Source organism: Pseudarthrobacter sp. O4 (assembly GCF_050157025.1).
GTDB lineage: Bacteria > Actinomycetota > Actinomycetes > Actinomycetales > Micrococcaceae > Arthrobacter.
In genome coordinates, this window is record NZ_CP189591.1 from 2,367,394 (window position 1) to 2,380,328 (window position 12,935).

14 protein-coding genes are annotated in these 12,935 nt (G+C 66.3%); 3 read left to right on the forward strand and 11 right to left on the reverse strand.

Annotation, left to right across the window (positions count from 1 at the left end; genetic code table 11):
• Nucleotides 1-10: 10 nt before the first annotated feature.
• Nucleotides 11-445: a DUF1801 domain-containing protein gene (locus ACQCSU_RS10945; protein WP_426975275.1), complete on the forward strand. Its 435-nt coding sequence runs from the start codon at nucleotides 11-13 to the stop codon at nucleotides 443-445.
• 171 nt (nucleotides 446-616) lie between these two features.
• Here the strand turns inward: ACQCSU_RS10945 and rplI are convergent, their stop codons facing one another.
• The 4 genes from rplI to rpsF form a co-directional block, all read right to left on the reverse strand.
• Nucleotides 617-1,069: a 50S ribosomal protein L9 gene (gene rplI, locus ACQCSU_RS10950; protein WP_354238982.1), complete on the reverse strand. Its 453-nt coding sequence runs from the start codon at nucleotides 1,067-1,069 to the stop codon at nucleotides 617-619.
• 17 nt (nucleotides 1,070-1,086) lie between these two features.
• Complete coding sequence (gene rpsR, locus ACQCSU_RS10955; protein WP_003800144.1) at nucleotides 1,087-1,326, reverse strand: 30S ribosomal protein S18; 240 nt, start codon at nucleotides 1,324-1,326, stop codon at nucleotides 1,087-1,089.
• Between the two features lie 126 nt (nucleotides 1,327-1,452).
• On the reverse strand, nucleotides 1,453-2,040 hold the full coding sequence (locus ACQCSU_RS10960) for a single-stranded DNA-binding protein (RefSeq protein ID WP_426975276.1): 588 nt from the start codon (nucleotides 2,038-2,040) through the stop codon (nucleotides 1,453-1,455).
• Between the two features lie 56 nt (nucleotides 2,041-2,096).
• Nucleotides 2,097-2,402, reverse strand: coding sequence for a 30S ribosomal protein S6 (gene rpsF, locus ACQCSU_RS10965; protein ID WP_232084085.1), 306 nt, complete (start codon nucleotides 2,400-2,402; stop codon nucleotides 2,097-2,099).
• Between the two features lie 261 nt (nucleotides 2,403-2,663).
• On the opposite strand from rpsF, the gene ACQCSU_RS10970 reads away from it, so the two are divergent.
• Together ACQCSU_RS10970 and ACQCSU_RS10975 are read left to right on the forward strand one after the other, a co-directional pair.
• A complete protein-coding gene (locus ACQCSU_RS10970; protein ID WP_426975277.1) occupies nucleotides 2,664-3,347 on the forward strand; it encodes a DUF1345 domain-containing protein in 684 nt (227 codons plus the stop codon).
• A 210-nt stretch (nucleotides 3,348-3,557) separates the two neighbouring features.
• Nucleotides 3,558-4,655: an ATP-binding protein gene (locus ACQCSU_RS10975; protein WP_426975278.1), complete on the forward strand. Its 1,098-nt coding sequence runs from the start codon at nucleotides 3,558-3,560 to the stop codon at nucleotides 4,653-4,655.
• 46 nt (nucleotides 4,656-4,701) lie between these two features.
• On the opposite strand, the gene ACQCSU_RS10980 is transcribed toward ACQCSU_RS10975, so the two are convergent.
• The 7 genes from ACQCSU_RS10980 to ACQCSU_RS11010 form a co-directional block, all read right to left on the reverse strand.
• Complete coding sequence (locus ACQCSU_RS10980) at nucleotides 4,702-6,015, reverse strand: M18 family aminopeptidase (RefSeq protein WP_426975279.1); 1,314 nt, start codon at nucleotides 6,013-6,015, stop codon at nucleotides 4,702-4,704.
• A 68-nt stretch (nucleotides 6,016-6,083) separates the two neighbouring features.
• Nucleotides 6,084-6,989 (reverse strand): intradiol ring-cleavage dioxygenase, encoded by a 906-nt coding sequence (locus ACQCSU_RS10985; protein WP_426975281.1) that lies wholly within the window; start codon nucleotides 6,987-6,989, stop codon nucleotides 6,084-6,086.
• A 264-nt stretch (nucleotides 6,990-7,253) separates the two neighbouring features.
• On the reverse strand, nucleotides 7,254-8,675 hold the full coding sequence (locus tag ACQCSU_RS10990; RefSeq protein WP_426975282.1) for an amino acid permease: 1,422 nt from the start codon (nucleotides 8,673-8,675) through the stop codon (nucleotides 7,254-7,256).
• Between the two features lie 235 nt (nucleotides 8,676-8,910).
• Nucleotides 8,911-9,657 (reverse strand): response regulator, encoded by a 747-nt coding sequence (locus ACQCSU_RS10995; protein WP_426975283.1) that lies wholly within the window; start codon nucleotides 9,655-9,657, stop codon nucleotides 8,911-8,913.
• Nucleotides 9,658-9,671: 14 nt separating this feature from the next.
• On the reverse strand, nucleotides 9,672-10,958 hold the full coding sequence (locus tag ACQCSU_RS11000) for a sensor histidine kinase (protein ID WP_426975284.1): 1,287 nt from the start codon (nucleotides 10,956-10,958) through the stop codon (nucleotides 9,672-9,674).
• 34 nt (nucleotides 10,959-10,992) lie between these two features.
• On the reverse strand, nucleotides 10,993-11,907 hold the full coding sequence (locus ACQCSU_RS11005) for an ABC transporter permease (protein WP_426975285.1): 915 nt from the start codon (nucleotides 11,905-11,907) through the stop codon (nucleotides 10,993-10,995).
• Between the two features lie 3 nt (nucleotides 11,908-11,910).
• Nucleotides 11,911-12,855, reverse strand: coding sequence for an ABC transporter ATP-binding protein (locus tag ACQCSU_RS11010; protein ID WP_426975286.1), 945 nt, complete (start codon nucleotides 12,853-12,855; stop codon nucleotides 11,911-11,913).
• Nucleotides 12,856-12,935 lie beyond the last annotated feature (80 nt).

Here is a 12,935-nt window from a genome sequence, read left to right on the forward strand (position 1 = left end):
GACTGCCGTCATGACGGAAAACAAGACCCAGAACAAGATGCAGGCCATCCGGGCATCCGTGGAGGAGTTCCTTGCCGCCGTGGAGCATCCGGTCCGCCGTCAGGATGGTTACCGCCTGCTGGAACTGATGACGGGCATTACGGGCCAGGAGGCGGAAATGTGGGGGCCGACGATCGTTGGATTCGGCCAGTATCACTACAAGTACGGCAGCGGACGCGAGGGCGACTCCCCTGCCGTCGGGTTCTCGCCTCGGAAGGCAAGCCTCTCGCTCTACGGCCTGACATACGGTCCAGAAGCGGCCGAACTGCTGGTCAGGCTGGGCAAGCACAAGACCGGCGCGGGCTGCCTCTACGTCAACAAACTCGGCGACGTCGACGAAAGCGTCCTGGCCGAACTGATCCGGCTGGGCTACCGGCACGTGACCACGGTCCTGCACCACGGCTGATCCCCGGCGCAGTCCCGCAACGCGGGGTCACTTCTGGCCCGTCCCGGGGCCGAAATGGGCGGGGAGTGACCCCCGTTGGAGTTAACGGCAGAAGGCCCCCGTTTCCGGTTCCTCAGAGGAAACCGTAGGCGGGGGCCTTCCAGCAGTTCAGGACTGCATAGCCGGTAAGGGCTACTTGCCTGCGACTACGTCGAGTTCGATCACAGCGGCAACGTCGGCGTGCAGACGGACGTTGGCCTGGTAGGAACCAACCGACTTGATGTGTGCCGGCAGTTCGACCTTGCGCTTGTCGATCTTGCCAAGGCCAGCGGCCTCAACAGCGTCGGCTACGTCGCCCTGCTTGACGGTGCCGAACAGACGTCCGGTCTCGCCAGCCTTGACGACGAGCTTGACCGGCTTGGCGGAGAGTGCAGCAGCCTGCTTCTGAGCGTCTTCCAGGGAAGCGTGCTCGCGGGCAGCGCGGGCAGTCTTGATGGACTCAACCTGCTTCTCGCCACCCTTGGACCAGGTCAGAGCGAAGTTGCGGGGCAGCAGGTAGTTACGCGCGTAACCGTCCTTGACCTCGACAACATCGCCAGCAGCACCGAGACCGGTTACTTCGTGGGTCAGAATGAGCTTTGCCATGTTAGTTAATCCCTTCCTTAGCCGCGGCCAGCGCCGGAGTAAGGCAGCAGAGCAACTTCGCGGGCGTTCTTGATTGCCTGGGCGATCTTGCGCTGTTCCTGCACCGTGACGCCAGTGACGCGACGGGCGCGGATCTTTCCGCGGTCGGAGATGAACTTGCGCAGCAATGCTACGTCCTTGTAGTCGATGACAGTGATGTCAGCGGCCTTCAAGGGGTTGGACTTTGGTTTGGGCTTACGGAGTTCAGCCTTAGCCATCGTGGAGCTCCTATTCGATGGAGCCCGTGGATATTGATCCACGGGATGGTGGTGACCCGACGTCGGTCTGCACCCTTCCGCCTTGAGGCGTTCCGGCGGGTTCCGTCGTCGAACCTTAAATGTTGTTTAGAAGGGAGGTTCGGAATCCGGGCCGTTGCCCCAGGTGCCGCCTGCATTGCTGACACCGGGCGTGGCCCAGGGGTCATCCTGCTGTGCGGGCTGGTTGCCGCCCCAGGTTCCGCCGGAGTTGCCGCCCTGGTTTCCACCAGAGCCGCCACCGAAGCCGCCGCCGCTGTTGCCGCCGCCGAAGCCACCCTGGGCACCGTTGCCGGCACCCCCACCGCCGGAGCGCTGGGTGCGGTTGACCTTGGCGTTGGCGTAGCGCAGGCTCGGGCCGATTTCGTCGACCTCAAGCTCGATGACGGTGCGCTTCTCGCCTTCTTTTGTTTCGTAGGAACGGCTCTTCAGGCGGCCGGAAACGATCACGCGCATGCCCTTTGTCAGGGATTCGGCGACGTTTTCGGCTGCTTCACGCCATACCGACGCGCGGAGGAACAGGGTTTCCCCGTCCTTCCACTCATTGGACTGGCGGTCGAAGGTGCGGGGCGTAGAAGCGATGGTGAAATTCGCTACTGCCGAACCTGACGGTGTGAACCTCAGTTCGGGGTCATTGGTGAGATTACCGATGACCGTAATAGTGGTTTCGCCTGCCATCTACTGCCTCCTTGTTCGTTCCTGCGGGGATGAAGAGTGAAAATCGGGAGCTGAAATTACTCAGCAACAACCTTCTGTACTTCGGGGCGGGTGATCTTGGTGCGCATGATGGTCTCATTGAGACTCAGCTGGCGGTCAAGTTCCTTGGCGGTAGCCGGCTCGGCGGTGAAGTTCACCACGGCGTAGATACCTTCAGACTTCTTCTGGATTTCGTAAGCCAGGCGACGACGGCCCCAGATGTCAACCTTTTCGATGGTTCCACCATCGTTGGTGATGACACTCAGGAACTTCTGAAGCGTTGGCTCAACGGTACGCTCTTCGACCTCGGGGTCGATGATTACCATCAATTCATAAGGACGCATATGTGAACCCACCTCCTTTGGGCTAAGCGGTTACGGCATTTCCGTAACAGGAGGTTCATTTGCGGTGCCATGCGCCTCGCAACACCCCCGGAACGGAGGCAGGGCGCAGCACAGACTTCAATAGCTTAGTGCATCCGGGCCGGATTTCGCGATTCCGTGTCCCCACCATAAGGCCCCGCAACAGGCGGCGGAAGGGCACCGGCGGCCATGTGGACAACCGCCGGGACGGGGTGGGCGCCGGCGGCATGCCATGATCGGGGAATGAACACCGGATCCCCGTCCCGCGCTGTCCGCACCATCCGGCGCAGCCGTCTGCGTTTCGCCGTCATGCTGCTGGCCGGACTCCTTGCCGCGACGGCCGCCGGCCTGGCCGGGCACTGGGTGCAGGCTCCGGCAATCGGCTGGAGCAGTGCGGCGCTGACTTACATGGTCTGGATCTGGCTGGTGATCGGGCGGCTGGGATCCGCGGAGACCCGGGCCCACGCCACGGCGGAGGATCCGTCCCGCAGCACCACCGACCTGCTGATCCTGGCCGCGAACGTCGCCAGCCTGGCAGCGGTGGCAGCCGTCGTCGTCGACTCCCACACCAACACCGACGGCGCTTCACGGCTCGGCGGCGGCCTGCTGGCGCTGGCCTCCGTGGCACTGTCCTGGATGCTGGTCCAGACGCTCTTCACGCTGCGCTACGCCCAGCTGTACTACAGCACCGGCCGGAAAGCAGGTCCGGAGGTGGGCGGCATCGACTTCAACCAGAGCCAGCCGCCGCAGTACACCGACTTCGCCTACCTGGCCACAAGCCTCGGCATGACCTACCAGGTTTCGGACACCGCCCTGCAGAACCACGCCATCCGCGCCGAGGCCCTCAAGCACAGCCTGCTGTCCTACCTCTTCGGGACAATCATCTTGGCTGCCACCATCAACCTCGTGATCGGGCTCGCCGCGTAGTCCGGACGGAAAAGACCTTGGGCGTGCGCTAGTTGAGCACGCTTTCTGCGCGGCAGAGAGGAATGGAATTTCTAAGCTGTCATCGACAGTCCACCGCCCTCGCCGCAAGAGTCCAACAACATACAAACCCGACTGGGATGCTGGGATACTCACAAACCTCACAGAGCGAACTAAACTCACAAGATACACAAGCACTCACAAGGGAAATTCGTGGAGAACCCGTTTCGCCCCTCTGCCGGCGCCACGCCGCCGGAAATTATCGGCCGCGCAGGCCTCCTCGACGAGTTCGACTACGGCTTGCGCCTCGGGTCTGGAGCGCCGGGACTTCTGACCATCTTCACCGGTGCGCGCGGCATCGGCAAGACCGTCATGCTCGGCGCCGCCCACGACATGGCCCGGGATCACGGCTGGGCCGTGATCTCCGAGACCGCAACGGCGGGCTTCATGGGCAGGATCGGCGAATCCATGCGTCAGTTCACCGAAGAACTAGGGACTGGACCGCAAGGTCGCCGTATCACAGCGATCTCTGCGGCCGGCTTCAGCCTTACGACACAACTCCCACCGGAACGCCAGGTCGCATGGCGGGGTATCGCCGAGGAACTCCTCGGAATCCTTCAGGCACGCGGCGCCGGCCTTGTCATCACAGTGGATGAAATCCATGCGGCTGACCGTACTGAGTTGGCGCAGTTGGCAGCCAGTGTCCAACATTTTATTCAGGACCGGCTTCCCATTGGGCTGGTCTTTGCCGGGCTGCCGGCTGCGGTGTCAGACTTGCTCAACGAGGGCGTGGCGACATTCCTCCGTCGGGCCGACAAGATCGATCTGCATGCGGCCGCAGTCCGGGACGTGGAGTCCTCGTTCGCGGAGACGTTCGCCGCGGCGGACTTCGATATTGCCCAAGGATTGGTCCGCCAAGCGGCCGAAGCCACCGAAGGATATCCGTTTCTTATCCAACTGGTCGGATACTTCCTCTGGAGGGAAGCAGAAAACAACGACGGAAGGGTCGAGCCAGAGGCGGTCAACAGGGCCATTGCTGCCGCCGAGCGGCGCAATGCACGCACCGTGATCGAAGCGGCCCTCTCCACTGCCTCACCCAAGGACATGGAATTCCTGCGTGCAATGGCCGAAGACGACGGACCGTCGGCCTCGGGTGACATCGGGCAACGGCTCGGAGCCAGGACAAACCTCGTCGCGAACTATCGGACCAGGCTCCTAGCCGCCGGACTCATTGAATCGGCCGGGCACGGCAAAGTCGATTTCGCTATCCCAGGGTTGCGCCGGCACCTCAGGTCGCAACCCACAGCCTGAGCCGCCTGTATCGATTGGGCGCGTGCCCGGAACGAGCCCGCAAGGCCTACGCCGCCGTGCGGAAGAACAGCTCCGTCACCCTCGCCAGCCGGTAGGGGTCCTCGACGCCGCAGAGCTCACGGGCGGAGTGCATCGAGAGCAGGGGCACGCCGACGTCGACCGTCCTGATCCCGAGCCGGGTGGCCGTCAGCGGGCCGATCGTGGAGCCGCAGGGCATCACGTTGTTGGAGACGAACTCCTGGTACGGGATGCCGGCCTCCGTGCAGAGCCGCGCCCAGACGGCGGCGCCGGGGCCGTCCGTGGCGTAGCGCTGGTTGGCGTTGATCTTCAGCAGCGGGCCGCCGTTGAGGGCCGGCCGGTTCGCCGGATCGTGCCGCTCGGGGTAGTTGGGGTGCACGGCGTGCCCGGCGTCGGCGGAGACGCAGAACGACCTTGCAAGAGCCTGCCGCCGCTGGCTCATCGAGGCCCCCAGCCCGTCGGAGATGCGCACCAGCACGTCCTCGAGGACTGGCCCGGACGCACCGGAGCGGGAGGCGGAGCCGATTTCCTCGTGGTCGAAGGCGGCCAGGACGGCGATCGGGGTGCCTTCCGGCAACGGACCCTTGGCGTGCGCGATCAGTGCCTCGAGGCCGGCGTGCGTCGCCGAGAGGTTGTCCAGCCTGCCCGAGGCGAAGAACTCGCCCTTGGCGCCGAAGACGGCGGGCGCCTGCGTGTCCGCAATGACGACGTCGTAGCCGCCGATCTGCGCCGGATCGACGTTCTTGCCCTTGACGCGCCCGGCGAGCAGCGCCAGGAGGTCACCGTCCGCGGGCTCGCCGAGGCCGTAAACGGGGTTCATGTGCTGCTGCTTGTCCAGGGCCAGGCCCTCGTTCACGGAGCGGTCCAGGTGGATGGCCAGCTGGGGGAAGCGCAGCAGCGGTCCGGTCGCAGTGAGGTGCTGGGTGCCGTCGAGCATCACGAGGCGTCCGGCAAGCTGCAGTTCGCGGTCCAGCCAGGAGTTGAGCAGGGGTCCGCCGTAGACCTCGACGCCGGCCTGCAGCCAGCCGAACTTGCCGGTGGTGGGTTTGGGCTTGAGTTTGAACGACGGCGAATCGGTGTGGGCGCCCAGGATGTTGAAGCCGGCGGTGGGGCCGGCCGTCTCAGGCACCACCCAGGCGATGAGGGCGCCGTCCCGGATCATGTAGAACTTTCCGCCTGCGCCGGAGGCACCGTCCCAGGGCTGCAGTTCGTCCAGGCCGGTGAAGCCCGCCTCGTCCAGCCGGCGGGCGGCCTCGTGGACGGCATGGAAGCTGGAGGGCGAGGCGATGACGTAGGCGCCGAGGTCCTGGATGTGGGCTGCGGCACTGGGGTGTGAAGGCATGGCACCGAGTCTAGCGCCGCGGCCCCGGCCCCGCCCGGCCCCGGCTACACGGTCCACTGCACCGTTAGCTATACCGTGACATTGAGTCCGGCCGTGTAGCCCGCGGACACCGAGCCGGCCATCGTGGCCAGCTGGTAGATGCCGCCGTCATTGCCGAAGACGTTGTCCGATTTCAGTGTGGTGCGCGGGAAGTTCTGCGCGCTGGACTCGTAGCCGGCGGAGGCATAGACGTCCCTGCAGGCCGCCTCGGTCAGCGCGATCTGCGAGACGGCGAGGACCTGCCCCGCCGCCGTCGCGTTGCTCATGGACTCGAACACTTCAAAGTGGATGTGCGGCCAGCGGCCGCTGTAGGCGCCCGGGTAGACGGTCTTGAAAGTCACCTTGCCGTTGGCGTCGGCCTCCTGGACGCCGCGGAGGTAGTTCTCGTTCCTGAGGCCGGAATCGTACATGGAGTACCTGCCGTCCTTGTCGCAGTGCCAGGCGTAGACCGCGGCACCGGCCAGCGGCGTGCAGCCATTGGAGTTGTCCAGGAGGGTCAGCGTGACGGTCAGGGGCACACCGTCGGCCGTGCTGGTGGAGGTGCCGAAGCTGGAGGTGATGTCCTGGCGGACGACGCCGGATGCCGCCAGCACGTTGGGGCCGTTGGAACCGTCACCTGGGAACGGTCCTGCTGTTTCCTTAGGGACTTCGACGCCGCATTCGGCGATTGCCCGGGTCAGGGTGGGCGAGGAGGAGGCCGACGGCGTCGTAGTGGCTGTGCCGGCGGCGGCCGGAGTCGGCGCCGGGGACGCCGACGTCGTGCTTCCGGATCCGGCAGACCCGCCCGGGGTGCAGGCCGCGAGGGCGGCGGCCGCTGTGCCGGCCCCGAAGAAGATGCCCAGCGAGCGGCGGCTCATCAGGGTGGAGAGGTCGAACTCCAGGCCGCGGTCGTGATTGGGGTGCGGCTCGTGCGGGGGCTGGGTTGGCGTGGTCATGCACCCATGTAACCCCAGCGGACTATGCCTGGACTAAGGCCTTCCTGTGAGGGAGCTGTGCCCGGGACATGCCCTCCCCTGGCCGCGGGGACTGGACATATTGGCATTATGTCCATCCCTGGAACGCAGGACTGGGCATGTCCCTGGTCCGCCCACCGGACATGCCCTCCCCTGGCCGCGGGGACTGGACATATTGGCATTATGTCCATCCCTGGTATCGAGGGCTGGGCATGTCCGGGGGTGCAGTGCAGAGGGGCCGGGCGCCTACGACCCCGTGCCGGCGCCGACGCTGGCTTCCTCGGCGGCCACTTCTTCCCCGGGGTGGACGGCGGACTTCCCGCCGCCCGTCCGGTACCGCCAGAGGCCAATCCCGACGACGACGGCCGCGAGGGCGAGCGAGAGCAGCAGCGACTCCCGGGTCGATTCCAGGATCACCATGCCGATCAGCAGGGCGACGATGCTGACGATGGCCACCCAGGTCAGGTACGGAAAGAGCCACATTTTCAGCTGGAGGTCCTTGGCAGCCGCGCCCATCCGGCGGCGCAGGATCAGCTGTGAGCTGGCAATGACGAGCCAGACGAACAGTGCGATGGCGCCGGAGGTGTTGACCAGGAAAAGGAACACAGTGTCCGGGGCTATGTAGTTCAGGCCGACGGTGATGAAGCCGACCACCGTGGAGGCCAGGACCGCAGCGGCCGGGACACCGCGGTTCGAGATGCGCATCCAGGACTTGGGGGCGTCGCCGCGGCGGGAGAGCGAGAAGAGCATGCGGCTGGCCGTGTACAGGCCGGAGTTCAGGCAGGACAGCACGGAGGTCAGCACCACGATGTCCATGATGGTGCCGGCGCCGGGGATGCCGAAGAGCTCAATCACGGCGACATAGGGGCTCTTGGCCACGGAGGCGGAGTTCCAGGGCAGCAGGGTGACCACGATGGCGATGGAGCCGATGTAGAACACCAGGATGCGCCAGACGGTGGACTTCACGGCCTTCTTCACGGCATCGACCGGGTTCTCGGATTCACCGGCGGCAATGGTGGCGATTTCGGCGCCGAAGAAGGAGAACACCACCACGAGGATGCCCGCCAGGACAGCTCCCGGACCGTTGGGCAGGAACCCGCCGTTGTCGATCAGGTTGCTCAGTCCCGGGGCGGGGACACCGGGGACCAGGCCGAGGATCGCCGCGGCGCCGAAGAGCAGGAACAGCGCGATCGCGGCAACCTTGATGGAGGCGAACCAGAATTCGAACTCGCCATAGGACTTCACGGACCCCAGGTTGGTGAGCGTGAGCAGCACCATCAGGATGAGGGCCCAGACCCACTGGTCGATGCCCGGCACCCAGCGGTGCATGATGGCCGCCCCTGCCGTGGCCTCGATGCCGAGCACGATGATCCAGAACCAGGCATAGAGCCAGCCGATGCTGAAGCCCGCCCAGCGGCCCAGGGCCTTGTCCGCGTACGTCGAGAAGGAGCCGGTTTCCGGGTTGGCCGCGGCCATTTCGCCGAGCATGCGCATGACCAGGATGACGACGAGACCCGCCGCCGTGTAGGCAAGGAGGATGCCGGGACCGGCCTGCTGGATGGCGGCGCCGGAACCCACAAAGAGTCCGGCGCCGATCACGCCGGCGATGGCGATCATGGACAGATGCCTGGGTTTAAGGGATTTCGAGAGTTGCTGGTCAGCCTGCATTAAGCGACGTCCTTCGTGGGGGTGTCGGCCCGTCCGTCATGCCTGGCATGATGTGCGGCGGACCACAGTGTCGTTTCACCCTAGACCGGGCCGTCCCCCGCCTGTTCTGTGCAATCCCACAGTTTACGCTGGGCAAACCGGGCGGGACTCCAACATGGAGGCGCATCAGGCAATTAAAGTTTCCTCACAGGCAAATCCGGAATGTGCCTGAAACCACTGTTTCAGGCTCCTGGCGTCAGTAGTCCGGGTTGCTCGGAACCACGAGGCCGGTTTCATAGGCGTAGACCACGGCCTGCACCCTGTCGCGGATGTGGAGTTTGGTCAGGATCCGGCGCACATGGGTCTTGACAGTGGCTTCGGAGAGGAAGTACCGGTGCGCGATCTCCGCGTTGGAGAGCCCCTCGGCCATCGCCCCGAGCATTTCCGTCTCACGCGGCGTGAGGTCATCCAGCAGCGGGTCCTTCGCCGGGCGCGCACCGGCTCCCGCCGCGGCCTGGCTGCCCGGACCGCCGGAAACCCTGGCGGCTCCGCCCGCCCCGGATCCGAATCCCCGGACGTAGGTCTCGAGGAGCCGCTGGGTGATCCGCGGTGCCACCACGGCGTCGCCGCTCGCCACCACCCGGACGGCGCTGATCAGTTCGGCAGGGGCCACGTCCTTGAGCAGGAACGCAGAAGCCCCTGCCTGCAGCCCCGCGAAGGCGTACTCGTCCAGGTCGAAGGTGGTCAGGATGATGATTTTCGCGCAGGACCCGGACGCCGTGACGGCCCGCGTCGCCTCGATCCCGTCCAGCACCGGCATCCGCACGTCCATCAGCACGACGTCGGGGCTGAGTTCCCGGACCTGGCGCACCGCCTCGGCGCCGTCGGATGCCTCTCCCACGATGCGCAGGTCATCCTCGCCCTCCAGGATCAGGCGGAAGCCCATCCGGAGGAGCGGCTGGTCATCGACCAGCAGGATGCGGATCGGTGAAGTTTCGCTCATCATTTTCCTTTGTGTCAATTCCCGTTGCCGCCGTTGCAGTTCAGGACGGCATGCACGCGCCAGCCGCCGTCGAGGGTGCGCCCGGCCTCCACGCTGCCTGCGTAGATGCGGGTCCGCTCCCGCATTCCGGCCAGACCCTGGCCGGTGCCCACGAACGCGCCGGACTCCACGGTCCCCTTCCCGTCGTCGAGCACGTCAATGCTGACGGTGCCGCCGTCGCGCACAATCTCCACATCCACGCGTCCCAGCGAGCGGCCGTAGCGCAGCACATTGGTCAGGGATTCCTGCACGATCCGGTACACGGTCAGCTGGAACGCCGCGTCCTCCGGCAGCGACGGGCCGGTGTGGGTGTAGTGCAGCGGCAGGCCCGCGGTGCGGAATCCTTCCAGCAGCTTGGCCAGGTTGTCGCCAGCCACGAGCGGCTCGCGCGGAGCCTTTCCCGCGGCCGAGTCGTCGCGCAACACCCCGAGGACGCGGCGCATGTCCGCCAGTGCGGTGCGCCCCGTGCGGGACAGTTCGCCGAGGACGTCGGCGGCCCGGTCCGGGTCCTTCCGGACCACGACGGCGGCCCCGTCCGAGAGACTGATCATGACCGTGAGCGAATGCGCCACCACGTCGTGCATTTCCCGGGCGATGCGGTTGCGCTCGTTGACGGAACCGAGCTGTGCGGTCCGCGCGGCCCAGGCGGCGATCTCGTGCTCGTGCTCACGCCGCTGCCGGACCGAGATGCCGATTCCGGTCGCAATGACGTTGGACAGCGTGATGCTGATCCCGGCCGCGATGCTCGTGACGAGCTGGAAGTTCTTCGGCGAGCTGACGGCCGTGTCCGGGAGGCGGCCGTCCAGCGGGCCCACCGCCATGAAGAAGTACAGGAGTGCCAGCGGGGCCGTGGCCGCGGCCAGAGTGATGAAGGCGAAGCGCCGGCTGCGGACGACGGCCACCGAGTACAGCGAGAACCACAGCCCGGCGGAGACGTTGGAGCCCCAGGGGTGCAGCAGGGTGACAGCCACCTCCAGCACCGCCACCGCCACCACGACCGGCACCGGGTGGGTCCGCCGGAAGACCAGGGCCGCGGCCGTCGCCGCGAGCAGCACGGCGGCCGGCCAGACGCCGTCGGTCACGGATTCCACCGCGGTGGGCGTGACGAGGACCAGGTAGCAAAGCACCACGACGGCGTCCATGATGCGGGGGTGCTGGAACAGGTAACGCCGGAGCCGGCCGCGCCGGCGGGCGGTAATTTCGGCGAAGGACGCGTCAGCCTGGCCGGCTGGCGCATCCTTCACGGGTACTGCATCGGTCATGCTCTGAGCCTAGACGGTGGGTCTGATGGCCCGCCTAGACGTCCCGTTTCTTGAGCAGGACCCCGGCGAGCACCACCGGGATGACCACCCAGGCGCCCAACACCATGGCGGCCTGCCAGGCTTCGAGGGTGTCCGGGACGTGCTGCACGGCCGTCAGCGGCTCCACGGTGTTGCCGGGGAGGTACTTCCGGGCCTCCACGAAGAAGTCACCCGGAATCAGCTGGAACGCGATCGGGGCCACGAAGAACAGTCCCACCAGGCTCATGATGCCGCCGGCGGAGTTGCGGATCAGGGCGCCGAGGGACATGCCGATCGCGGCCACGGCTGCGACATAGAGGCTGTTGACCAGCAGGAGCTTGACCGACTGGGAGCTGCCGAGGTCCAGCTTGAGGTCGTAGTTGCCCAGGATCGGCAGGGACACCAGGCCGGCGAGGAACACCGAGACGGCGGTCAGGACGAAGGCGGTCACCATGACCACGAGCAGCTTGGCGACAAATGCGGGCGTCCGCCGGGGCACGGCCGCGAACGTGGAGCGGGCCATGCCGGTGGTGAACTCCGAGCTCATCAGCAGCACGCCGAGCGAGCCAAGGATCAGCTGGGCGAAGGCGATGCCGGAGGTGGGGACTCCGACGGCGAGATCCCCGCCCTGGGCGGCGAACGCGCCGGCCGCCTGCGGGTCCGTCGCCGCGGCTTGGGCGAACTGTCCGGTACCCCACGCGGAGAGGGCACCAAAGCCCACCACCACGAGGACGGTGGAGCCGAGCAGGATCAGGGTGGACAGCAGGGTGCGGAACTTGATGAATTCGGAGTTCAGCACCCGGAGGAAGGACGGGCCGGGACCGGTGCTCGTGCCGTTGCCGGACAGCTTGCCGGCAGGGGCGTCGCCAGCGCCGGTTCCGGCGTGGGCGCCACGGGGGGCGGGAGTGGGTTCGAGGGTGGTTGAGCTCATGGCTTAGTTGCCTCCGGACGTGACGGGGGCGGGTGCGCCCGTGGTGATCAGCGAGTGGTATTCGACCTCATCCTTGGTCAGTTCCATGTAGGCCTCCTCGAGGCTGGCCTGAAGCGGGGTGAGTTCGTAGATCATGACGTGGCTGTCGAGCGCGGCGCGGGCGATCTGCCGCGGATCAAGGCCCTTGACCTCCAGCAGTTCGTTTTCTTTCAGCTCCACGGACACGCCGGCGCCGGCCAGCAGGTGCATCAGCTGCTCCGGCTGGTCGGTGCGGACCCGGGTGCGGCTCTGGCCCTTGCCGGTGATGATCTCCTGGATCGGGGCGTCGGCGATGATCCGGCCGCGGCCGATCACGATCAGATGGTCGGCGGTGACGGCCATTTCACTCATCAGGTGGCTGGAGAGGAACACGGTGCGGCCCTCCGAGGCCAGGTACTTGACCAGGTTGCGGACCCACACCACCCCCTCCGGGTCCAGGCCGTTGACCGGCTCGTCCAGGATGATGGTCTGCGGGTCGCCGAGCAGCGCCGCGGCGATGCCGAGCCGCTGGCCCATGCCGAGCGAGAAGCCGCCGACCTTCTTTTTGGCGACGTCGGCCAGTCCGGTCATCTCGATGACTTCGTGCACGCGCTTCCTGGCGATGCTGTGCGTGGCCGCCATCGCGAGGAGGTGGTTGTAGGCCGAGCGGCTGGTGTGCACGGCTTTGGCGTCGAGCAGCGCGCCGACGGCGCGCAGCGGCGCGGCGTGACGGGCGAACGGGGCGCCGTTGACGGTGACGGTGCCCGACGTCGGCCGGTCCAGTCCCATGATCATGCGCATGGTGGTGGATTTACCGGCCCCGTTGGGGCCAAGGAAGCCGGTGACCCGGCCGGCTTCGACAGTGAAATTGACACCGGCGACGGCGGTCTTTTCGCCGTAAACCTTGGTCAGGCCTCGTGCTTCGATCATGGAAGCGTTCCTTTGGTAGCGGGTGTTGTCAGGACCGGGCGTTCATTCCAGGTCCGGGTGCACACACCACGCTACCGACG

Bases quoted from the DNA above. Each gene is read 5' to 3' on its own strand.
- ACQCSU_RS10945 (WP_426975275.1), top strand. From the start codon at position 11: ATGACGGAAAACAAGACCCAGAACAAGATGCAGGCCATCCGGGCATCC.
- rplI (WP_354238982.1), bottom strand. From the start codon at position 1,069: ATGGCAAAGCTCATTCTGACCCACGAAGTAACCGGTCTCGGTGCTGCT.
- rpsR (WP_003800144.1), bottom strand. From the start codon at position 1,326: ATGGCTAAGGCTGAACTCCGTAAGCCCAAACCAAAGTCCAACCCCTTG.
- ACQCSU_RS10960 (WP_426975276.1), bottom strand. From the start codon at position 2,040: ATGGCAGGCGAAACCACTATTACGGTCATCGGTAATCTCACCAATGAC.
- rpsF (WP_232084085.1), bottom strand. From the start codon at position 2,402: ATGCGTCCTTATGAATTGATGGTAATCATCGACCCCGAGGTCGAAGAG.
- ACQCSU_RS10970 (WP_426975277.1), top strand. From the start codon at position 2,664: ATGAACACCGGATCCCCGTCCCGCGCTGTCCGCACCATCCGGCGCAGC.
- ACQCSU_RS10980 (WP_426975279.1), bottom strand. From the start codon at position 6,015: ATGCCTTCACACCCCAGTGCCGCAGCCCACATCCAGGACCTCGGCGCC.
- ACQCSU_RS10985 (WP_426975281.1), bottom strand. From the start codon at position 6,989: ATGACCACGCCAACCCAGCCCCCGCACGAGCCGCACCCCAATCACGAC.
- ACQCSU_RS10990 (WP_426975282.1), bottom strand. From the start codon at position 8,675: ATGCAGGCTGACCAGCAACTCTCGAAATCCCTTAAACCCAGGCATCTG.
- ACQCSU_RS10995 (WP_426975283.1), bottom strand. From the start codon at position 9,657: ATGAGCGAAACTTCACCGATCCGCATCCTGCTGGTCGATGACCAGCCG.
- ACQCSU_RS11000 (WP_426975284.1), bottom strand. From the start codon at position 10,958: ATGACCGATGCAGTACCCGTGAAGGATGCGCCAGCCGGCCAGGCTGAC.
- ACQCSU_RS11005 (WP_426975285.1), bottom strand. From the start codon at position 11,907: ATGAGCTCAACCACCCTCGAACCCACTCCCGCCCCCCGTGGCGCCCAC.
- ACQCSU_RS11010 (WP_426975286.1), bottom strand. From the start codon at position 12,855: ATGATCGAAGCACGAGGCCTGACCAAGGTTTACGGCGAAAAGACCGCC.